We start from the raw sequence: 19,902 nt of genomic DNA on the forward strand, positions 1-19,902 counted from the left end.
GCGCAGGCTGCTCCGAGCGGCCTGCGCGGGTTTTTTGGTGCCTGCAGTGGCACACTGGGCAGATGCTTGTAGCCTTTTCCGTCGCTCCGTCCGGTACCGGCCCACAGACACCCGCCGGCGGTCCGTCGGCCTCGGTGCACGACGCCGTGGCCGCCGCCGTTCGAATTGTCCGGGAATCCGGCCTGCCGAATTCCACGGACGCCATGTTCACCACCCTTGAGGGCGAGTGGGACGAAGTCATGGATGTCATCCGCCGGGCCACGGAAGCGGTTGGCCAGTACGGCAGCCGGGTTTCGCTGGTGCTCAAGGCGGATATCCGGCCGGGGCACACCGGCGAATTGACCGGCAAGGTGGAACGGCTGGAAAAGGCACTCGGCGACCTGGACGAGTACAGCGGGCACGCCTAGGCACGCAGCGGCCGGACGCACCGGCGGAACGGGAGCAGGGGATGTCGCAGTGGGAGCAGGTCGAGGAGTACCTCAGCAGCCGCGTGGTGCGGCCGGATGACCAGCTGAAAGCCATCATTGCTGCGACCGGGGCCGCAGGGCTGCCGGCAATCGAGGTAACCGCCGCGCAGGGGAAGTTCCTGATGCTGCTGGCCCGCATCTCCGGTGCCCGGCGGATCCTGGAGATCGGCACCCTGGGCGGGTTCAGCACGGCCTGGCTCGCCCGGGCGCTGCCCGACGACGGCGAACTCATCACGTGCGAATACGAACCCCGCCATGCGGAGGTGGCCCGCGCCAATCTGGCCGCGGCCGGGCTTCTGGACCGCGTGACCATTCGGGTGGGCGCAGCCTTGGACACCCTGCCGGATCTGGCCGAGGCAGAGCCGTTCGATCTGTTCTTCATTGACGCGGACAAGGTCAACAACCCCGCCTACCTGGAGTGGGCGGTGAAACTGTCCCGGCCGGGGAGCGTGATTGTGCTGGACAACGTGGTCCGCGGCGGCAGCGTCCTGGACCCCGGCGGCGACGAAGCGGTGCAGGGCACCCGCGCGGCGGTGGACATCCTGGGCTCGCATCCGCGGCTGGATGCCACCGCCCTGCAGACAGTGGGGAGCAAGGGGTGGGACGGGTTTGCGCTGGCGGTGGTGGCGTGACTCTCCCCGGTCAGGGACGTAGCCGGAGCCGACTTAAGCTGGAGATATGAGCTTTAGTATCCGGCGCGCCCTCCCCGGCGACGCCGAGGACTTCGTGTCCGTCCATCTGCAGTCCTGGCGGGAGAGTTACGCCCATGTACTGGGGGATGAGGTGTTCCGGCGCCGGGAAGCGGACCGCAGCGCCGCCGTCGAACACCGGCGGGCAGCTCTGGCCGAACAGGCAATGGAGCCGGCCATTCGAAACTGGCTGGCCCACTCGGAAGACGGCCGGCTCCTTGGTTTCGCGTCCGCCGGCCCCGCACGGGACAGCGACGCGGATGTTCCGCTGGAACTTTGGTCCATTTACATCCTGGCCGAAGCGTACGGAAAGGGTGTTGGACAGGCCTTGCTGGAGCAGGCCGTGGAAAAGGAACCCGCTTACGTCTGGGTGCTCGAGGACAATGCGCGTGCCCAGGCGTTTTACCGGCGCAACGGCTTTGTGGCAGACGGAACGTCAAAGGACCTGCCGCAGGTCTGGGCCGGCACCGGCATGGTGGAAATCCGGATGGTGAGGCACTGATGGGGCGCAAGCGCCCCGGCAAGGACCCGGTGGACGCCGTGGCCGGCACCGGCCCGGTGGCCGGCACCTATCCGATCGACACGGGAACGTGTGAACTGGTTCCGGATTCCTTCAGCCCCGACGGCTGGATCCTGATGGTGAACGGAGTGCACAGTTCGCATATCGACCTTGCCGACCCGCGGCACCTGGACTTCGAATACATGCGCTGGATCGCCGCCCTGGTGGAATCCCGCTGGCGTCCGGATGCCTCGCTGCGTGCCCTGCACCTGGGTGCGGCGGCGTGTTCGCTGGCCCGGTACCTGGCTGCCGTCTATCCCGGTGCACGGCAGGTTGCCGTGGAACTGGACGGCAGGCTGGCTGAGCTGGTCCGCGGGTGGTTTGACCTGCCCCGGGCACCCCTGCTGCGGCTGCGGGTGGGGGAGGCGCGTGCCGTCACCGAAACCCTGCACGAGGACAGCCGCGACCTGGTGATCCGCGATGTCTTCGCCGGTGCCAAGACACCGGTGCCGCTGACGACGGCGGAATTCACCGCGCAGGTGGTCCGGGTGCTCGCTCCCGGCGGCGTCTACGTGGTGAACTGCGGCGACACCCCGGACCTGCGCGGTGCCCGCGCCGAAGCCGCCACCATCTGTGCGGCGTTTGAGTACACCGCGGCGATAGCCGATCCGGCCATGCTGAAGGGCCGTCGTTACGGCAATATCATCCTGGCCGGCAGCGACACCCCGTTTGCGGAGGATCCGTCCCTGCCCCGCACCCTGCTGGGGGGAGCGGTGCCGGCCCATCTGTGGGCGGACGAAAAAGTGCGTAGCTTCGCGGCCGGTTCCCGGCCACTGCATGACGACCCTGTCCGGGAGGTGCCCGCGGAACAGTCGGTCGCGGCCCCCCGCCAGTAGCGCGCCGCGGGCGCCGAAGGGCGCCGGACCGGCAGCCTCCGCTTAACAGTCAGCATGCTTACTTAGTAGGGTGGTGGAAACGGCCGCGGCTTTCGGGCGGCGGTTGGACAACCACGATGGAGGCTACATGTTCAGCAAGAGCACATCCGAACCCGACCAGCCCGTCCCGGGCGCCCCGGCGCCGCAGGCCCCGGAACTGGCCGAACCGACGCAGCCGCGCGAACCGCTGCCGCCCAAGCCTGACCAGGATGGACCGGAGACCGTTACTGCCACAGGTGTGGCCACCGGGGCACCGAAGGCCTCCACCTCGCAGAGCGGACAATTCCTCACAACTGCCCAGGGTGCGCGGTTGCGGGACACCGATCATTCCCTGAAGGCCGGCCCCCGGGGCCCGGTGCTTCTGCAGGACCACCACCTGCGGGAAAAGATCACCCACTTCGACCACGAGCGCATTCCCGAGCGCGTGGTCCACGCCCGCGGCGCTGCCGCCCACGGCGTGTTTACCGCCAACGGCGCGGCCGAAGGAGTCACGCAGGCCGGTTTCCTGGCCAAGGGCGTGGAAACTCCCGTCTTTGTTCGCTTCTCCACCGTGCTCGGCTCCCGCGGTTCTGCGGACACGGTCCGGGACACCCGCGGTTTCAGCACCAAGTTCTACACCGCCGAGGGCAACTATGACCTGGTCGGCAACAACATTCCGGTGTTCTTTATCCAGGATGCCATCAAGTTCCCCGACGTGATCCACGCAGGGAAGCCGCACCCGGACCGGGAGATTCCGCAGGCCCAGAGCGCCCACGACACCTTCTGGGACTTCGTCTCGCTCCACACCGAAGCGCAGCATCACACCATGTGGAACATGTCAGACCGCGGTATCCCGCGGTCCTACCGCACCATGGAAGGCTTTGGCGTCCACACCTTCCGCCTGGTCAACGCCGCGGGCCAAACCACCCTGGTGAAGTTCCACTGGAAGCCCAAGCAGGGTGTGCACTCCCTGGTCTGGGAAGAAGCACAGATCATTAACGGCATGGATCCGGACTTCCACCGGCGCGACCTCGCAGACGCGATTGAAGCCGGCGCGTTCCCGCAGTGGGATCTGGGCATCCAGGTCTTCCCCGACACCGAAGACGAAATGTTCGAGGGCATCGACCTGCTGGACCCGACGAAGCTCGTCCCTGAGGAACTGGCTCCCGTCCAGGTCATCGGCACCATGACGCTCAACGCGAACCCCACGAACTACTTCGCGGAAACCGAACAGGTCGCCTTCCACCCCGGACACCTGGTGCCGGGCATCGACGTCACCAATGACCCGCTGCTGCAGGGCCGGTTGTTCTCCTACATCGATACGCAGCTGACCCGGCTGGGCGGCCCGAACTTCAGCCAGATTCCCATCAACCGCCCGCATGCACCCGTCAACGACATGCTCCGGGACGGGTTCCACCAGAGTGCGGACCATTCCGGCGTGGCGCCGTACCAGCCCAACTCCCTCGACGGCGGCTGCCCCTTTATGGCCGGAGCAGACATGGGTGCCTTCATCGACGTTCCTGTCGAGGTGCCCGCGGCCCGCAAGGTGCGCGAGAATCCGGCGACGTTTGATGACCACTACAGCCAGGCACGGATGTTCTTCCGTTCCCTGACGCCGGTGGAACAGGACCATGTGGTTCAGGCCTACACGTTTGAACTGGGCAAGTGCTATGAGGAGAACATCCGGCTGCGCCAGCTCCAGTCGCTTGCCAATATCGACAAGCGCCTTGCCGAGGACGTGGCTGCCGGCCTGGGCCTGACGGCCCCGGCTCCCGCCCTCGACGTTGCCGACACTGCCCCCAGCCCTGCACTCAGCCAGCTCGGCGGCTCCTGGCCGGTAGCCGGCCGGGTGGTCGGTGTTGTTGCCGATGAAACATCCGACCTGGCCTCGGTTGCCGAGGTCCTGGCAGCTGTCCATGCAGAGGGCATGGTCCCGCTGGTCATTGCACCGCACGGCGGCAAGCTGGGCGCTGAAATCACGGTCCAGCGGACCTACCTGACGGCCCGCTCCACCGAATTCGATGCCGTGGTTGTAGCAGCGGCTTCGGGTGCCGCGGCACCGGATGCGGTGGATAGCCTGGATGCCAAGGCGGGCAACCCCGGCGGGCACCCCTCCCTCGACCCGAGGGTCACCCTGCTCCTGACGGAAGCCTTCCGCCATGCCAAGGCCATCGGGGCCTGGGGGGACGGCGCTTCGGTCCTTGCGGCCGCCGGCATCCCCGCTGAAACAGCCGGCGTTGTTGTAGGCGGAGCCGCCGAGGTTGCGTCCGGCGTTACCGCGCTCCTGGCGAACCACCGGGTGTGGGAGCGTTTTCCTGCTGCATAGCTGATGCGGTTGCCGGTGCCGAAACCGGTTAAAACACGAAGGGATCCGCGGCTGCGGATCCCTTCGTGTTTGGCAGTACCGGGCGGAATTGCTCCCTGTCTAGATTCCCGCCAGCTCCCTGATGGGACCGATGCCGAAGAACAGGGCGAATGCCGCTGCCACCACGTACATCAGGGGGTGGACCTCACGGCCCCGGCCCTGGAAGACGCGGATGATGGTGAAGGAGATGAACCCGGCACCAAGGCCGTCAGCGATCGAGTAGGTGAACGGCATCAGCGTGAAGGTGAGGAAGGACGGCAGGGCCAGCCCGATGTCGCTCCAGTCGATCTTGCCCACCTGGGAGACCATCAGGTAGCCCACGACCACCAGGGCAGGGGCGACGGCTTCGAACGGCACCAGGTAGATCAGCGGTGTCAGGAACATGGCCACGATGAACAGCAGGCCGGTGACCACGGAGGCGAGCCCGGTGCGCGCGCCTTCGCCGATGCCGGCGCCGGACTCCACGAAAATCTGGTTGGAGGAAACACCGGCACCGCCGCCGGCCACCGCACCCGCGGCATCCACCAGCAGGACGCGCTCCACGCGGGGGATGTTGCCGTCCTTGTCGATGCTGCCGGCCTCGGTGGCGAGGCCAACCATGGTGCCCATCGCATCGAAGAAGATGCTGAGCAGGATCACGAAGACCAGCAGCGAGGCGGCCACTCCGCCCAGGGTCTGGAAGGGCCCTACAAGGCTGACATCGCCGATCAGGGAGAGATCCGGAGCAGCCCATTGGGGCATGCTCGGGGTCACCAGCGACCAGCCGGTAGCCACTCCGGCGCCCTGGCTGCCCGGCTCGGCCAGCCATTCGACGATGACGGCGAAAGCGGTCGAGGCGACGATGCCGATGAGGATCGCGCCCCGGACCTTGCGGGAAATCAGCACAATGGTCAGCAGCAGGCCGAAGACAAACACCAGCGTGGGCCACCCCAGCAACTGGCCGCCGTTGCCCAGGCCCAGCGGCACAGTGGTGCCGGCCGCATCCGGGTTACGCCGTACAAAGCCCGCGTTGACCAGGCCGACCAGCGCTACGAACAAGCCGATGCCGACCACGATCGCGGTTTTCAGGCTGGGCGGAACTGCCCGGAAAACGGCGGTACGGAATCCGGTGAGGACCAGGATCACCATTGCCAGGCCTGCGATGACTACCAGGCCCATCACGTCAGGCCAGGTCAATCCCTCGTTGGAGGCAACCGTCACGGCCACGAAGGCGTTGACGCCCAATCCCGTGGCGATTGCGAACGGGTGCTTGGCCCAGATGCCCATAATCAGGGTCAGGATGCCTGCCACCAGGGCAGTGCCCGCCGCAATTGCAGGGCCGGGCATGGTGTTGCCCATCGAGTCCTCGCCGCCGAGAATCAGCGGGTTGAGAACCACGATGTAGCTCATGGCGAAAAACGTGGCCAAACCGCCGCGTACTTCGGCTGATACGGAGGAACCACGCTTGGTGATTTCGAAGTAACGGTCCAGCTTTGAACCTTGTTTGAGCATGACGCGTCCTCTGAACTGACCAGTGGTGGGGATGGTGAGGGAATCCAGCATTTAGATCTTATCGCGGGCACGCGGCAGTACCGCGAAGAACTGGCGGTTAGGCTGAAACGGTGACGAACCTTGTGCGCAATTACCTTCCCAAGTCCCGTTTCGCCGCTGTGGCTGCTGCCTTCCTGCTGGCCCTCTGCGCGGGGCTGCTGGTCTCCGCCCCGCCCGCTGCTGCACACGATGAACTCACGGGCAGCACCCCGGGCAACGGTGCAGTGGTGGACACGGCACCGGAATCCGTGGAGCTGACCTTCTCAAACGTTCCGGCGGCCATCGGCTCCGAGGTGCGGGTTTTGGATGAGGAAGGAACGGACTGGGCCGAGGGCCAGGTGCGGATCCTGGACAACACCGCCACCCAGCAGCTCCGCCCCGGAGCGCCTGCCGGCAGCTACACGGTTCAGTGGCGCGTGGTGTCCTCTGATGCCCACCCGATCGAGGGGACATTCGGGTTTACGGTGGCAGGCGGCGGCGGCACCGCGACCGATACCGGCACCGGCACCGCCGCTCCGTCTACTGCTGCGCCCCTGCCGCCCGCAGCGAGCCAAAGCCCGGTGCTGAACCAGTCCGCCGATGCCGGATCCCCGTGGCCGGTGGTTGTGCCGGCAGCGGTGGTGCTTCTTGCCGTCGCAGTGCTGATTGCCCTGATCGTGCGTCGGCGGCTGCGAGAGGACTAGCACTCACCCCTGGGCAGGGCCATGCGGGGTAGGTGTCCCCGCGTCCGCAATGGCCTCGCCGGCTGCCTTGGCTTGGCGCATGAGGCCGCGGAGGGACGGCAGCAGGTTCTCGCCCACGCCGACGAGGTAAACGCCGATTCCCCGCAACGCCTCCACTGCTTCCGGTCCGGCGCCCACGCCCAGCGCCCGGGCCAGCTTCCGCAGATCCGATCTGGAGCAACTGGTGAGCACCACATAGTCGGCCAGGAGCAGGTTCCTGCCGGTGCGGATGGCCCATTTGCCGGAAGCGGCCGCCGGCGAGGGAAGCAGGCCGGCGGACGCAGCCAAAGTCATTTCCTGCGCTGCGGAATCCTCCCGGACGTCCAGCCGGTGGCTGGCAGCATAGGCGTGCAGCACGCGCAGCAGTTCCAGCCGTTCCGGGAACACCTCCGGCTCAGACGCCGCCTCCCGGATGGTGGCTGCGGCCGGTGCCGGGCCGTGGACCACTATCGAGTCCACCCCCTGCCGGCATAGTTCGGTGGCCACCGCCAACCCGCTGAGTCCGCAGCCGATCACCACGGCCTCGGTTAGCTCCGTTGCCGTTTCCTCGTGCTTTGTTTCCTTCTGCCCAGCGGAACCGGTTTGCGCGTTCTGGAAAGAATCCACGCAGTCGTTCCTTCCGACGGTTTGGGAACCTCCCCACAGGCTGCGGTCCTGAGGCGGAACCATATAGGCACTTGCCCGGCAGCGGTAGCGTAGCCCGCCGCCCGGCGCGGTACGCTACTGCCAAGGACAGCCGGAGGATGACGCCGGTTGGGGACCAGAGGGAGCGGCAGATGACTGATTCGACCTGGGGCGCAGGGGCCGGTGCTGACGGGCCTGCGGGCATCGTCGTCGGCGTGGATGGATCCGACCAGAGCATCTGCGCATTGTTCTGGGCTGCCCGGGAGGCGCGGCGGCGGCAGTGTCCGCTGCACGTCGTGACGGCGTACACCGTGCCCATTTTCGCCGCTTCCTCCATGGACGCCGGCTACACCACTGTCGATGACGCAATGATCCGCGACGGCGCCCGGCAGGTGCTGGACGAGGCCGTGGAACGGATCAGCCACTACGGGCTGGAAGTAATCCCGCGGGTGGAGACCGGAGATGCGGCAGCCGTCCTGCTGGAGCTCTCCGAAGACGCGGACCTCATGGTGGTGGGATCACGCGGCCGCGGCGGTTTTGTCGGGCGCCTGTTGGGTTCGGTCTCCAGCGCCCTCCCGGCACACGCGAAGTGCCCCACGGTGGTGGTGCCCCTGCGGACCGCCGGACGGCTTCCCGACTCGGGAGTACGGCCCCCGGCAAACTCGCCGGATCCGGACGCCGTGCACCGCGCCGTCGTCGTCGGCGTGGACGGCTCGGAACAGGGCCGTGCCGCATCACTGGTTGCGGCCGAACAGGCGCAGAACATGGGGCTGCCGCTGCGTATTCTGTGCGCGTTGCCGCCGTTCACCGGCTCGCTGGCCTGGGTGCCTGCCCCGCTGGACATCGAGGCGCTGCATGCGGAGCTGCATGAACAGCTCGACGCCGGCCGGGACTGGCTGCAGAGCCACTTCCCGGGACTGGAAATGACCGTTGAACTGGTGGACGGGGCGCCGGGCGAGATCCTGATTGAACGCACCGCAAAGGTTGAGCTCCTGGTGCTGGGCACCCGCGGCCGCGGCGGCTTTGCCGGCATGCTGATGGGGTCCACCAGCCAGAGCGTGCTGCATCACGCAAAGGGACCGCTGATGGTGGTGCCGGACCATGACGATCCCCGGCTGCTGGACCGGCCGAACTTCGGCCCGATGATCGCCGAATAACCGGCCGCACGCGATCAGGCGTGCTGCTGGCCTTCGTGCACGGCGTGGCTGGCCGGCTCGAGCTGGAAGGTGCAGTGCTCGGTGTCGAAGTGGCTGCTCAGGCATCGGGTCAGCCGGTCCAGGACGGTGTCCAGGCCGTCCGGAGTGAGGTGTTCCTCTTCCAGCACCACGTGCGCGGAGAACACCGGAACCCCGGAGGTGATGGTCCAGATGTGGATGTCGTGCGCGTCCGAGACCCCGTCCACCGACACAATGTGGTCGCGGATCATGCCCACGTCCACGCCCTGCGGGGTGGCCTCCAGCAGCACGTCGATCACTTCGCGCAGCAGCGACCAGGCCCGCGGGGCAATCATCAGGGCAATCAGGATCGAGGCCCAGGTATCTGCCTGCTGATAGCCGGTGGTCATGATGACGACGGCGGACACCACCACGGCGGCCGAGCCCAGCAGGTCCCCCAGGACCTCCAGGTAGGCGCCGCGCACATTCAGGGATTCCTTGCGTCCGGCATGCAGCACCAGCAGGGAAATGAGGTTCGCCAGGCCGCCCACGACGGCGAACGGCAGCATCAGCCCGGTGTCGACGTCGGTTTCGCTGCCCAGGCGGCGGACCGCCTCGACGAAGATCACTACGGCAATCACAATCAGCAGCACGGCATTGGCCAGGGCGGCCAGTACTTCGGCCCGCTGGTAGCCGTAGGTCCGCCGCGACGTGGCCGGGCGGGCGGCAATCCATGCCGCGAACAGCGCAATGGAAACCCCGGCCGCGTCGGAGAGCATGTGGCCCGCGTCTGCAAGCAGGGCCAAGGAACCGGAAAGCAGGGCGCCGGCAACCTGAATCAGGACCACCGAGATGGTGATGAGGAAAACGATCAGGAGGCGCCGCCGGTGCTTACCGGTAGCGGTGACTGTGCCCAGCCCGTGACTGTGCCCGTGATGTTCACTCATGGTTAAAGGCTAGCCCCAGCCCAGTTCGTGCAGCCGTTCGTCGTTGATGCCGAAGTGGTGGGCCACCTCATGGATGACGGTGATGCGGACCTCGTCCACCACTTCCTCCCGGCTGTCGCACATCCGAAGCAAGGGCCCGCGGAACACCACAATCCGGTCCGGCAGGGAACCCGCATCCCACCAGGAATCCCGCTCGGTCAGCGGGGTCCCTTCATAGACCCCCAGCAGTTCCGTGTCCGGATCTTCGTGCGGGCCCGGCTCATACTCATCCTCGATGAAGACCGCCACGTTGTTCATGGCGCGGGACAGGTCCGCAGGAATGGAGTCGAGGGCTGCTTCCACACAGGCGTCAAACTCGTCCGGGTTCATCTCGATTGGCACCCCTCCACTGTAGTGGCGCAGCCCTCACCGGAACCGTTTTGGATATTCCGGAAATAAGCCCTATAGTTTTAGAGTCCACAAGGGAGCGAAACGACTGGTTCACCAGCCGCTTCAATCCATGTGTGTTCTGTTGGCCCCCATCGTCTAGCGGCCTAGGACACCGCCCTTTCACGGCGGCGGCACGGGTTCGAATCCCGTTGGGGGTACTCAGGAGTGGTAAATGAGCCGGTGAGAATCTGGTAGAGTTTACACTCGTGAAATGCAAGGCCCTGTAGCGCAGCTGGTTAGCGCGCCGCCCTGTCACGGCGGAGGTCGCGGGTTCAAGTCCCGTCAGGGTCGCTCAGATTTTCTGAAGCGATTTGGAAGATCTCGGTGATCATCGGTTGATGATGCCAGGCTCTGTAGCTCAGTTGGTAGAGCGTTCGACTGAAAATCGAAAGGTCACCGGATCGACGCCGGTCGGAGCCACCAGCTAAAACCCCGTAGCTGTCTCGCAGGAGACAGGACGGGGTTTTTCTTTTTGCCCGCCGGAAGTTGCCCGCCGGAAGCTGCCCGCACACAGCACGGATCGGCGGCTGCTGCGCCCTGCAAAACGTTCCGCTCCCGGGATACGCTGAACCCATGGATGAGCCCCGGAACACATCAGCGAACGCTCCCGTCACTGCGGCACCAACCGCCCCCGTACCGGCAGCCCCGGCGCACGCCGTAACGGGTACCGGCGATGCCGCCGTGATCGGCGGCCGCAACTCCATCAGCGAGCAGGCAGTGGCCAAGGTTGCCGCAATTGCTGCACGGGCGGTTCCCGGCGTCTTCAACCTCGGCAACAGTTCGGGGAGGGCGCTCGGTGCCGTGCGCGACGCCGTCGGCGGCACAAGCGCCACCTCCGGTGTGCACGTGGAGGTCGGCGAACGCGAAGTCGCCGTCGATATCAGCTTGATCGCCGTCTACGGCAATGCCCTGACGGTCGTTGCGAACAATGTCCGTGCCGCGGTCTACGGTGCCGTGGAAAAACTCGTGGGCCTTCGCGTGGTGGAGGTTAACGTGGAAATTTCGGACGTACAGCTTCCCACCGAGCCAACCGGTTCCGCACCGGTCGGCGGCGCGAAAGCGGTATAGGCTTCAAAGCACGTTCCTCGCAGGACGCACCGGGTTATGTGGAGCAGGTATTAAGGCAGGGGAAATGAAACCAACAGTCGTGGGAATGGCAATCGGGGCCGTACTGGCTTTCGCCGCACTGATATTCGATTTTTGGGGCTTTCTGCTGACCGCCCTGTTCATTGCAGTCGGAGCGCTGCTGGGCCGCGCTGCGGAAGGAAAGATCGACTTCCGCAGCGTAACCGACGCGCTGACCGGCCGCCGCTCCTCTTCGTGAGCACCGCCGGAATGACAGCGCCTCCGGCGATGGAAACCGGGGCGGGCCTGGCCGGACACAACCGGATCAGCACCCAGGCGCTGACCAGCACCGCCAAGGCGGCCGCGTCCGAATACTTCGGCGTGCCGGCACAGCAGGTGCGCGTGCAGTGGACCGATGACCGCGGGCTGCTTGCGCTCTCGGTATCCCTGCCCATTGCGCTGCCCCCGCTGCAGGATCTCACTCCCGCCATGCTGCAGCGCGCCGGCGGGACGGTCTGGCAGCGGGCACACGCCGCCAAACCCGTTTTGCTCCGACGGGTGGCTGACCTTACCGGCTCCCGGCTATCCCGCGTTGACATCCGCATCACCGGCGCGCTGCCGGTGGAAGGAAGGCGGGTGCAGTGAAGCAGGCGGACCTGGACGTAACCAACAGAATCCTTCGACGGGAAACCCATTCGGCCCGCACCGCCGCGTCGGCCCTTGCAGCCGTCCTTGGCATTCTCTTTTTCGCGTATGTCCTGCTGGAATCGGTGCTCCAGGCGCTGGGCCAGGAGGCGTGGCTGATCGATCCGCCTACCTTCTGGCAGTGGCTGGCGGATCTTCCCGCAGGCACGGACCCGGTGATCCTCGGATTGTCCGGCGCGCTGATTTTCCTTGCCGGCCTGCTGTTCTTCCTGCCGGCCGTGCTGCCCGGACGCCGCGCCCGCTATGCGCTCCCCAACCCGCGTGCCGCCGTCGTTGTGGACGGTGAAGTCCTGGCCGCATCGCTGGCCCGGTGCGCCCGGATGCGCGCTGACGTCACTCCGCAGCAGGTGCTCGTAACGGTGGGAAGGACCCTGGTGGAGGTGCAGATCCGCCCGACGTCGGGCACTCCCGTGGATGCCGAGGCGGTGCGGGGCGCAGTGGAGGACGAGTTGCTGCTGACCAAGCTGGACCCGCAGCCGGCGGTCCGTGTACGGGTTGCCGAAACCGGGGTGATTGGACAGTGAACGCCACACCCCGGGCACTGAACCGTTTCCTGCTTGGGCTTCTTGGGTTCGTGCTGATGTGCATCGGCGGAGGGCTGGTGCTCATTTCCGCCTGGCCTGCCGCCGCGCAGGGCTGGCACGCGTTCGCAGCCGACGCCGGGCAGTCCATGGCTTCCGCGCTCTCCGCCACGGCGCTGCCGGGAGGCGGCAGCTGGATCTGGGTGGCGCTAGCCCTGCTGAGCTTCCTGGGCATAGTGCTGATGACGGTGTGGATGGCCGGCCAGGGCGGCGGCCGGACGGGAACACTTGTCTCCGAATACGACGACGACGGCGCCCCCGGCCGGGTCGAGATCAGCGGAACCGTGGCCGAGCAGGCCCTTCGCAGCGCCCTTTCCGAGAACCCCGATGTTGCTGCCTCCGCCGTCAGCACTTACTCGGTGAAGGGGCGCAGTGCCCTGCGGGTGCGGATTACCCCGCGGCAGGGGGCCGCTCCGCACCTGATTGCCGCCGACGCCACCGCACTGGTGGAAACCCTGGACACCGTCCTCGGACACCAGACACCGGTGCTACTGAGCCTGGAGGCCGGACGCCGGCTGCGCTTCGGCCGGGAGGACCGGGTCCGCTAGGACTGCCTAGGAGGCCCGGGCCAGCTGCCGGATGGGAATCCACCGCGACGCCAGCCGGCGGTACGCGGCGGCAGCGCCGGTCATATCGCCGTCGGCCAGGGACTCGATCCCCAGCCGCACGTCGGAGGGGGAATCGTCCGGGAAGACGAGGTCCGCCACCGGGCCGTAGTCCAGTTCCAGCACGGCGTCCGGGTCAAAGACTTCCAGCCAGGCGGTCAGCTCGGCCAGCTCGTCCAGCAGGTCAAGTTCCGGAGCGGCCATCGCCAAGGCTGCCGAGGCTGCACGCGCCCGGTCAATGCACTGCAGCACCGGTGCGGAGAGGCGGACGGTCTGGACATGCCCGTCATCCTCCACCACCTCGGTGTGGTCCTCCTCGTGCAGCAGGACGAACCAGCCGAAGGGCACGCCCCAGGTGGCGGAGCGGGTGTGGAGCTTCGCCAGCGAGTCGGCAAAGGAATCCGGATCCAGCCGCGCGGCGTGGGCCTCGCGGGCTACTTCCGGGACCAGCACGTCCACCAGGGGGCCGCGGATGGACTCGCCCAGGGATTCCGCCGCCAGGGAGGTGCGCACGGCCAGCTGGTTGGGGCAGTACAACCGGTTGGTGACCCCTTCCTGCGCCGGATAATGCAGAACCCGGACCAAGTCCGTGGCGTTGTGCGGGAAGGGGTCCGAGACCACCCGGACCAGCCGGCGGACGGCGTCGGTGCGTTCCAGGACCTCGGTTTCGTGGCGTCCGCGGGCACGCTGCTCCATGATTGCCAACTGCTGGTGATCATCAAAGGCGTCCAGCGGCTCGTAGACGCGGAGGTAGGAAACAAACGGGAAGGTGCGGTACAGCGACTGCTGCGGATGCCGCGCCACGGCTAGTCCAGTTCCACAATCACGGGTGCGTGGTCCGAAGCGCCCTTGCCCTTGCGTTCTTCCCGGTCGATCACGGCTCCGGTCACGCGCTTGGCCAGGGCCGGGGAGCCCAGGACGAAATCGATGCGCATGCCCTGGCGCTTGGGGAACCGCAGCTGGGTGTAGTCCCAGTAGGTGTAGACGCCGGGGCCGGGATGGAAGGGCCGGACGACGTCGGTGAACCCGGCGTCGAGGAACTCGTTGAAGGCCTGCCGCTCGGGTTCGGTGACGTGCGTGGCGTTCTGGGCGCGGAACCAGTCGATGTCCCAGACATCGTCATCCTGCGGGGCAATGTTCCAGTCACCCATCAGGGCCAGTTCCAGGGACGGATCCTTGGTGATCCACTCCGCCGCGTGGTTCTTGAGCGTCTTGAGCCACTGCAGCTTGTAGGGCATGTGCGGATCATCCACGGCCCGGCCGTTGGGGACGTACAGGCTCCACACCCGTACGCCGCCGCAGGTGGCACCGATGGCGCGGGCCTCGGCCACAGTGGTTTCTTCGGTCTTGCCGAACATCGGCTGGTCCGGGAAGGTGCGTTCGACGTCGTCGAGCCCCACCCGGGACGCGATCGCCACGCCGTTCCACTGGCTCAGCCCGAAGTGCGCCACCTCGTAACCGTTCTTTTCGAACAGCTCCCAGGGGAAATTGTCGTCCTTCGCCTTGGTTTCCTGAATGGCAAGGACGTCGACGTCGGAGCGCTGCAGCCAGGCCTCAATGCGGTCGGCTCGGGCGCGGATGGAGTTCACGTTCCAGGTAGCTATCTTCACACTGCTACGTTACCGAATCCCGTCCGGCTCCACACTGCGCCCCGCGCCACACGGGGTACGCGGGCGGTCTGGACGGACCGCCCGCTTAGGCCGGTGCGGGCTCGGGAACCTCAGGCTATTTCCACCAGGTGTCGGAAACGGTGACCGGTACGGTGCGTTTGTGCCGGGTCATCACAAAGCGTGCCTCGATCTTTTCGGCGTCTTCGGCGGGAGTGTCCCCGCCTTCCAGGTAGCCGTCGATGGTGTCGTAGCTCAGGCCCAGCTCGGTTTCGTCGGTCTGACCGGGCAAGTCGTCCAGCAGATCGGCGGTGGGTGCCTTGGCAATGAGCTTTTCCGGGGCGCCCAGCTCGGCCAGCAGGGCCCGGTTCTGGCGTTTGTTCAGGCCGGAGAGGGGCAGGAGGTCCGCGCCGCCGTCGCCGAACTTCGTGAAGAAACCCGTGACGGACTCGGCGGCGTGGTCGGTGCCGATCACCAGCATGTTGTGCTGGCCGGCCACTGCGTACTGCGCGGTCATGCGTACCCGGGCCTTGATGTTGCCCTTGTTGAAGTCGGTGATTTTCTCGCCGGTCATCTTCACGTATTCGTCTTCGAAGCCGTCCACTGCCGGTCCGACGTTGTAGACCAGGGACTTGGACGGTGCGATGAACTCGAGGGCTGCCTGGGCGTCCGCCTCGTCATGCTGGACCCGATACGGCAGCCGGAGGGCAATGAACTCCGCGTCGGTGCCCTCGGCTTTCAGCTCGTCCACGGCCAGCTGGGCAAGCTTGCCCGCGAGCGTGGAATCCACGCCGCCGCTGATGCCCAGAACGTATCCCTTGGAGTGTGAGGCGTGCAGATAGTCCTTGAGGAAGTCCACCCGGCGGCGGATTTCCGCGGCCGCATCAATGGTGGGCTGAACTCCTAGTTCGGCAATGATTTCCGCTTGTAGTTTCCGCATGGGTCACAGCCTATATCCGACGCCCGTGCCCTGCCCGGGAAAAGCCGCGCGAGTTGGGCCGTCGCAGGCTCGGGTGGCGCGAATCGACCGGCGTCACGACGCATAAGGGACCAAAGCCCTGTCCTCCCCGTGCCCGTAGCTAGGATTGAGCCATGACTTCGCCCGCAATCGCCCCGTCCCGCGCCCGGCTGCTCGAACTGATCATGGAGCTGGCGGTGGTGCGCGGCAAAGTGGTGCTTTCCTCCGGTGCCGAGGCGGATTACTACATTGACCTGCGCCGCGTCACACTTCAGCACGAAGCATCGGTGCTGGTCGGCGACGTGATGCTGGAACTGCTGGACAGCGCGGGCATTGAGTTCACCAACGCGGGCGGACTGACCATGGGTGCTGATCCCGTGGGCACCGCCGTAATGCACGCGGCCACCCGCGCCGGCCGCGCCGTGGACGCCTTTGTTGTCCGCAAGGCACAGAAGTCCTACGGCATGGGCCGCCAGGTGGAAGGGCCCGACGTCGCCGGCCGCAACGTGGTGGTCCTGGAAGACACTTCCACTACCGGCGGGTCGGCGCTGACCGCCATCGAGGGCGTACGCAACGCCGGAGGCAACGTGGTGGCCGTGGCAGTGATCGTGGACCGGGACACCGGAGCGAAGGAACGCATCGAGGCCGAGGCCGGCGTTCCCTATCTGTTTGCGTTCGGCAAGGATGAGCTCGGCCTCGGATAGCCGCAGCAACCGCCGCGGCGCCGGTTCGATGGAATCGGAACCTCCCGCTCCGGGGGATCTCCTTCGGACCACGGCAGACCTGCACCGGGTCTCCCGGCGCCGCTTCCTGGCCGGTTCGCTTGCGGGGATCGTGCTCAGCGCCGATCTCGTGGTCACCGACCGCGTCCAGCGTTACCGGGAAGAGCTGGAAATCCTGCGGGTGCCCGACGACGACGCCGAACGCCGGTTTCCGCATGCCATGTGGTTCCTGTTCCCCGGCTACAAGACCAGCTGGGAGGAAACCGGCTGGCTCCTGCGCTCCCTGCGCCCGGCTTTGGCCACGCGGGGACAGCTGGCCGGGATCGGGTATTCCAATCTAGGCCTGAAAGTCCCGGAAATCCTGGAGGCGGTGCATGCTTCCATCCGGGAACACTCGCTAACGCGCATCTACTTTTACGGGCACAGCTTCGGCGGGATGCTGGCGGTGCAGGTTGCCGCCGGGCTGGCCAGCCGCGGCGTCGCCGTCGACCTGATTGTCCTGGACTCCAGTCCCTCCGGCCGGAATGCCGTCCGTGACCAGGCCATGTTCAAGGGAGCGGTGTTCCTGTACGACAACGGCTACCGGATCACCACCGGGCTGCGCGGGGGCTACGAACTGGGGGAGCGCATGCTGCACAGGAATGAACGGTCCTGGCGGACGGTCGCGGAACAAACCCTGGAACAGCTTTCGCCGTTGGCCCCGTCCAGCCGGCTCATCCAGTCCCAGGCGTCCTACATCTACCACTTCACGGCTCCCCGGTTTTCGGGATCGCTGGGCGGGACGAAGCTGGCATTCATCGGCAATCCGGAGGATGGGACGGTGGACTACGGCACGGCCCGGGCCGGCTGGGAGGCAGCGTTCCCGGAGAACCTGCTGACCAGCTCGCTGGTCACCGAAGGAGCCCGTCCGGCCCACGCCAGCCCGCAGTGGAACCCCGCGGTCTATGAGGACATAGTGCTGGAGGTTCTGCGGCTCTTCGACCCGCCCGAGCCGGCGGAAGGTCCGGATTTGCTGGAATAACCGGCGCCGGGCCCGGTCACCGGCCTGAAACCTCTGGAGTGACAGGGCCCCGGACTATGTCTAACCTCTCCCACCGGCCGTCCCGGTTGCCAGGGACTTTTTGCGAATATGGACCATCACAACCGTGATGCCGTAGGTAATAACGCCGCCAACCGCTCCGGGGACCAACCCAATCAATGGGGCCAAGTAGGAACTCTCCTCACCCTCCACCACTGCTTTGCCGGGATTGGAGGGATCATAAAATACGGAGAATTCCTCTCCGTGGAGACTCTCGGCAAGAGTCTCTTCGGCGCCGTCCCGTTTGGTGCTGTAATTCGATTTTGGGCCGACCTTGGAGTGTTTCATTCCAAGGTGATCGACATAGGTCAGCGTCGGAAAAGCGCACCGTGAATGCCTCCGGCCGCATTTTCCGAAGTCAACCTCAGTGACCGTGCCGACCGTCGCAGTGCCGTTCGCCACTAGCCGATGATCCGAATATGCGGTGTAGAAACCCACGCCAACTCCTGCAACGCCGAGGAGAAGCAGCGCGACCCCCAAGACCAATGCAGGAATCAGGGCGGACACTTGCTTCCACTTCATGCTGCAGTTCCCCCCATGAACATGTACAGCTTCCGAATATAGGGCATCCGGGCTTCGTTGGACCGTGCTTCCCGAGACCGTGCTTCCCTAGATGGTGTTGATCAGGTCCGCCACGGAGTTCATGATCTGCGTGGGCCGGAACGGATACCGGTTGACGTCCTCGCGCTGGGTGATGCCGCTGAGCACCAGCACCGTGTGCAGTCCCGCCTCGATGCCTGCCACGATGTCGGTATCCATCCGGTCGCCGATCATGGCCGTGGTTTCGGAGTGGGCGTCGATCTTGCGCATGGCGGACCGGAACATCATGGGATTCGGCTTGCCGACAATGTAGGGCTCCATCTTGGTGGCCGCCGTGATCAGTGCGGCAATGGCGCCGGTGGCCGGGAGCGGCCCCTCCTGCGAAGGGCCCGTGACGTCCGGGTTGGTGGCAATGAAACGGGCGCCGTCCAGGATGAGCCGGATCGCCTTGGTGATGGTGCCAAAGGAATAGGTGCGGGTCTCGCCCAGCACCACATAGTCCGGAGAGGTGTCGGTGAGGATCATGCCTGCCTCGTGCAGCGCCGTCGTCAGTCCGGCCTCGCCGACCACGAAGCAGCGTCCCGGAGTGCCGGAGTTCTTCACCTGGTCCTTGAGGAACTCGGCCGTGGCCAGCGCGGAGGTCCAGAGGTTTTCTTCGGGCACCTCCAGCCCCGAGGCACGCAGCCGTGCGGCGAGGTCCCGCGGGGTGTAGATGGAGTTGTTGGTCAGCACCAGGAACCGCTTGGATGTGGAGACCCAGCGGTCAATCAGCTCAGCGGCCCCGGGGATGGGGTGGTTTTCGTGAACCAGGACCCCGTCCATGTCCGTCAGCCAGCATTCAATGTTCTCGTTTTCGCCCACGGTCTCCCATTTCTCGCATACTGCATTACTGCCTCGACTTACAGCGCGCCGCACGGCAGGGAACCTGTCCCGGAGGCGCCGGAAGCGGGCGTTGCCAGTCTTTCACCTTAGGCTGGAAGGGTGATAGACAGCCCCGAAGAAGTCAGCGATGACACCGTAGATGAAGCCGCCGCACCGTTGCACCAGGTGGGTGTGGGTCCCTGGGAGGGGCCGCTGCCGGAAGGGGATCACTGGGACCCTGAACTGCTGGCCAACGGCGACGCGCGCAACGTGGTGGACGAATACCGCTACTGGAAGCACGACGCGATTGTGGCGGACCTGGACACCCGGCGGCATCCGTTCCACGTGGCCATCGAGAACTGGCAGCACGATTTCAACATCGGCACAGTGGTGCGCACGGCCAACGCCTTTATGGCGAAGGAAGTGCACATCATCGGACGACGCCGGTGGAACCGCCGCGGTGCCATGGTCACCGACCGCTACCAGCACATCCGCAACCACCCCACCGTTGAGGACTTTGTGCAGTGGGCCCGCAGCGAAGGCCTGCACATCATTGGAATCGACAACTTCCCGGACTCGGTGCCGCTGGAAACCTATGAACTCCCGGAAAACTGCGTGCTGGTCTTCGGCCAGGAGGGGCCCGGCCTGAGCCCGGAAGTCCACGCCGCAGCGGACGCCACCCTGTCCATTGCCCAGTTCGGCTCCACCCGTTCCATCAACGCCGGCTCCGCTGCCGCCATCGCGATGCACGGCTGGATCCGCCGGCACGTATTCGGCCAGAAGGTGGGCTAGGAGCGCGCCCCGGAAACCGGCGTCGTAATCCGGCGCCGGGACCTGATG

Annotated in this window: 24 protein-coding genes and 3 tRNA genes; 18 read left to right on the forward strand and 9 right to left on the reverse strand. The window is 66.2% G+C overall.

The window, feature by feature from the left end:
- The first annotated feature begins 62 nt into the window (after positions 1 to 62).
- From LJ760_RS06300 to LJ760_RS06320, 5 genes are all read left to right on the forward strand, one after another.
- The gene (locus LJ760_RS06300) at positions 63 to 407 is read left to right on the forward strand and encodes a thiamine-binding protein (protein WP_227920717.1); all 345 of its coding nucleotides are present in this window, start codon (positions 63 to 65) and stop codon (positions 405 to 407) included.
- Between the two features lie 41 nt (positions 408 to 448).
- Complete coding sequence (locus LJ760_RS06305) at positions 449 to 1,099, forward strand: O-methyltransferase (RefSeq protein ID WP_227920719.1); 651 nt, start codon at positions 449 to 451, stop codon at positions 1,097 to 1,099.
- A 46-nt stretch (positions 1,100 to 1,145) separates the two neighbouring features.
- Positions 1,146 to 1,658, forward strand: a complete 513-nt coding sequence (locus LJ760_RS06310) for a GNAT family N-acetyltransferase (RefSeq protein WP_227920721.1) — start codon at positions 1,146 to 1,148, stop codon at positions 1,656 to 1,658.
- Positions 1,658 to 2,551 (forward strand): spermidine synthase, encoded by an 894-nt coding sequence (locus LJ760_RS06315; RefSeq protein WP_227920723.1) that lies wholly within the window; start codon positions 1,658 to 1,660, stop codon positions 2,549 to 2,551. Before LJ760_RS06310 ends, LJ760_RS06315 begins: the two co-directional genes overlap by 1 nt.
- Positions 2,552 to 2,678: 127 nt before the next feature.
- A complete protein-coding gene (locus LJ760_RS06320; protein ID WP_227920725.1) occupies positions 2,679 to 4,895 on the forward strand; it encodes a catalase in 2,217 nt (738 codons plus the stop codon).
- A 99-nt stretch (positions 4,896 to 4,994) separates the two neighbouring features.
- Here LJ760_RS06320 and LJ760_RS06325 read toward each other — a convergent pair whose 3' ends face one another.
- Positions 4,995 to 6,425, reverse strand: coding sequence for an NCS2 family permease (locus tag LJ760_RS06325; protein ID WP_227920727.1), 1,431 nt, complete (start codon positions 6,423 to 6,425; stop codon positions 4,995 to 4,997).
- A 110-nt stretch (positions 6,426 to 6,535) separates the two neighbouring features.
- Here LJ760_RS06325 and LJ760_RS06330 point away from each other — a divergent pair, with 110 nt between their 5' ends.
- Entirely contained in the window at positions 6,536 to 7,147 is a 612-nt protein-coding gene (locus LJ760_RS06330; protein WP_227920729.1) for a copper resistance CopC family protein, read from the forward strand.
- 3 nt (positions 7,148 to 7,150) lie between these two features.
- Here the strand turns inward: LJ760_RS06330 and LJ760_RS06335 are convergent, their stop codons facing one another.
- Positions 7,151 to 7,792 (reverse strand): FAD-binding protein, encoded by a 642-nt coding sequence (locus LJ760_RS06335; RefSeq protein ID WP_227920730.1) that lies wholly within the window; start codon positions 7,790 to 7,792, stop codon positions 7,151 to 7,153.
- Between the two features lie 170 nt (positions 7,793 to 7,962).
- On the opposite strand from LJ760_RS06335, the gene LJ760_RS06340 reads away from it, so the two are divergent.
- Positions 7,963 to 8,967, forward strand: a complete 1,005-nt coding sequence (locus tag LJ760_RS06340; protein ID WP_227920731.1) for a universal stress protein — start codon at positions 7,963 to 7,965, stop codon at positions 8,965 to 8,967.
- A 14-nt stretch (positions 8,968 to 8,981) separates the two neighbouring features.
- Here LJ760_RS06340 and LJ760_RS06345 read toward each other — a convergent pair whose 3' ends face one another.
- Both LJ760_RS06345 and LJ760_RS06350 read right to left on the reverse strand, forming a co-directional pair.
- The gene (locus LJ760_RS06345; RefSeq protein ID WP_227920732.1) at positions 8,982 to 9,911 is read right to left on the reverse strand and encodes a cation diffusion facilitator family transporter; all 930 of its coding nucleotides are present in this window, start codon (positions 9,909 to 9,911) and stop codon (positions 8,982 to 8,984) included.
- Between the two features lie 9 nt (positions 9,912 to 9,920).
- Complete coding sequence (locus tag LJ760_RS06350; RefSeq protein WP_227920973.1) at positions 9,921 to 10,280, reverse strand: metallopeptidase family protein; 360 nt, start codon at positions 10,278 to 10,280, stop codon at positions 9,921 to 9,923.
- A 145-nt stretch (positions 10,281 to 10,425) separates the two neighbouring features.
- Between LJ760_RS06350 and LJ760_RS06355 the strand changes: the two genes are divergently transcribed.
- From LJ760_RS06355 to LJ760_RS06390, 8 genes are all read left to right on the forward strand, one after another.
- Positions 10,426 to 10,498, forward strand: a tRNA-Glu gene (locus LJ760_RS06355).
- A 59-nt stretch (positions 10,499 to 10,557) separates the two neighbouring features.
- Positions 10,558 to 10,631, forward strand: a tRNA-Asp gene (locus tag LJ760_RS06360).
- Positions 10,632 to 10,687: 56 nt separating this feature from the next.
- Positions 10,688 to 10,763: transfer RNA gene (locus LJ760_RS06365), tRNA-Phe, on the forward strand.
- Positions 10,764 to 10,913: 150 nt separating this feature from the next.
- The gene (locus LJ760_RS06370) at positions 10,914 to 11,408 is read left to right on the forward strand and encodes an Asp23/Gls24 family envelope stress response protein (RefSeq protein ID WP_227920733.1); all 495 of its coding nucleotides are present in this window, start codon (positions 10,914 to 10,916) and stop codon (positions 11,406 to 11,408) included.
- A gap of 64 nt (positions 11,409 to 11,472) precedes the next feature.
- On the forward strand, positions 11,473 to 11,664 hold the full coding sequence (locus LJ760_RS06375; RefSeq protein ID WP_227920735.1) for a DUF2273 domain-containing protein: 192 nt from the start codon (positions 11,473 to 11,475) through the stop codon (positions 11,662 to 11,664).
- 11 nt (positions 11,665 to 11,675) lie between these two features.
- Positions 11,676 to 12,050: a hypothetical protein gene (locus LJ760_RS06380; RefSeq protein ID WP_227920737.1), complete on the forward strand. Its 375-nt coding sequence runs from the start codon at positions 11,676 to 11,678 to the stop codon at positions 12,048 to 12,050.
- Positions 12,047 to 12,634: a DUF6286 domain-containing protein gene (locus LJ760_RS06385; RefSeq protein WP_227920740.1), complete on the forward strand. Its 588-nt coding sequence runs from the start codon at positions 12,047 to 12,049 to the stop codon at positions 12,632 to 12,634. Before LJ760_RS06380 ends, LJ760_RS06385 begins: the two co-directional genes overlap by 4 nt.
- Positions 12,631 to 13,239, forward strand: a complete 609-nt coding sequence (locus LJ760_RS06390) for a hypothetical protein (protein WP_227920743.1) — start codon at positions 12,631 to 12,633, stop codon at positions 13,237 to 13,239. Before LJ760_RS06385 ends, LJ760_RS06390 begins: the two co-directional genes overlap by 4 nt.
- A gap of 6 nt (positions 13,240 to 13,245) precedes the next feature.
- Here LJ760_RS06390 and LJ760_RS06395 read toward each other — a convergent pair whose 3' ends face one another.
- The 3 genes from LJ760_RS06395 to nadE form a co-directional block, all read right to left on the reverse strand.
- The gene (locus LJ760_RS06395; RefSeq protein ID WP_227920746.1) at positions 13,246 to 14,100 is read right to left on the reverse strand and encodes a hypothetical protein; all 855 of its coding nucleotides are present in this window, start codon (positions 14,098 to 14,100) and stop codon (positions 13,246 to 13,248) included.
- Positions 14,101 to 14,102: 2 nt separating this feature from the next.
- The gene (locus tag LJ760_RS06400; protein WP_227920748.1) at positions 14,103 to 14,906 is read right to left on the reverse strand and encodes an exodeoxyribonuclease III; all 804 of its coding nucleotides are present in this window, start codon (positions 14,904 to 14,906) and stop codon (positions 14,103 to 14,105) included.
- A 115-nt stretch (positions 14,907 to 15,021) separates the two neighbouring features.
- Positions 15,022 to 15,843: an ammonia-dependent NAD(+) synthetase gene (nadE, locus tag LJ760_RS06405; protein WP_227920750.1), complete on the reverse strand. Its 822-nt coding sequence runs from the start codon at positions 15,841 to 15,843 to the stop codon at positions 15,022 to 15,024.
- A 152-nt stretch (positions 15,844 to 15,995) separates the two neighbouring features.
- Here nadE and pyrE point away from each other — a divergent pair, with 152 nt between their 5' ends.
- Both pyrE and LJ760_RS06415 read left to right on the forward strand, forming a co-directional pair.
- Positions 15,996 to 16,565: an orotate phosphoribosyltransferase gene (gene pyrE, locus LJ760_RS06410; RefSeq protein ID WP_227920753.1), complete on the forward strand. Its 570-nt coding sequence runs from the start codon at positions 15,996 to 15,998 to the stop codon at positions 16,563 to 16,565.
- A gap of 28 nt (positions 16,566 to 16,593) precedes the next feature.
- A complete protein-coding gene (locus LJ760_RS06415) occupies positions 16,594 to 17,604 on the forward strand; it encodes an alpha/beta fold hydrolase (RefSeq protein ID WP_227920755.1) in 1,011 nt (336 codons plus the stop codon).
- A gap of 60 nt (positions 17,605 to 17,664) precedes the next feature.
- On the opposite strand, the gene LJ760_RS06420 is transcribed toward LJ760_RS06415, so the two are convergent.
- Together LJ760_RS06420 and LJ760_RS06425 are read right to left on the reverse strand one after the other, a co-directional pair.
- The gene (locus LJ760_RS06420; protein WP_227920758.1) at positions 17,665 to 18,183 is read right to left on the reverse strand and encodes a DUF3592 domain-containing protein; all 519 of its coding nucleotides are present in this window, start codon (positions 18,181 to 18,183) and stop codon (positions 17,665 to 17,667) included.
- A gap of 87 nt (positions 18,184 to 18,270) precedes the next feature.
- Positions 18,271 to 19,023, reverse strand: coding sequence for an HAD-IIA family hydrolase (locus LJ760_RS06425; RefSeq protein ID WP_227920974.1), 753 nt, complete (start codon positions 19,021 to 19,023; stop codon positions 18,271 to 18,273).
- A 162-nt stretch (positions 19,024 to 19,185) separates the two neighbouring features.
- Between LJ760_RS06425 and LJ760_RS06430 the strand changes: the two genes are divergently transcribed.
- Entirely contained in the window at positions 19,186 to 19,854 is a 669-nt protein-coding gene (locus LJ760_RS06430; RefSeq protein ID WP_227920975.1) for a TrmH family RNA methyltransferase, read from the forward strand.
- The last annotated feature ends 48 nt before the right edge of the window (positions 19,855 to 19,902 follow it).

Origin of the sequence: Arthrobacter sp. zg-Y895 (assembly GCF_020731025.1) — a bacterium.
Lineage (GTDB): Bacteria > Actinomycetota > Actinomycetes > Actinomycetales > Micrococcaceae > Arthrobacter_B.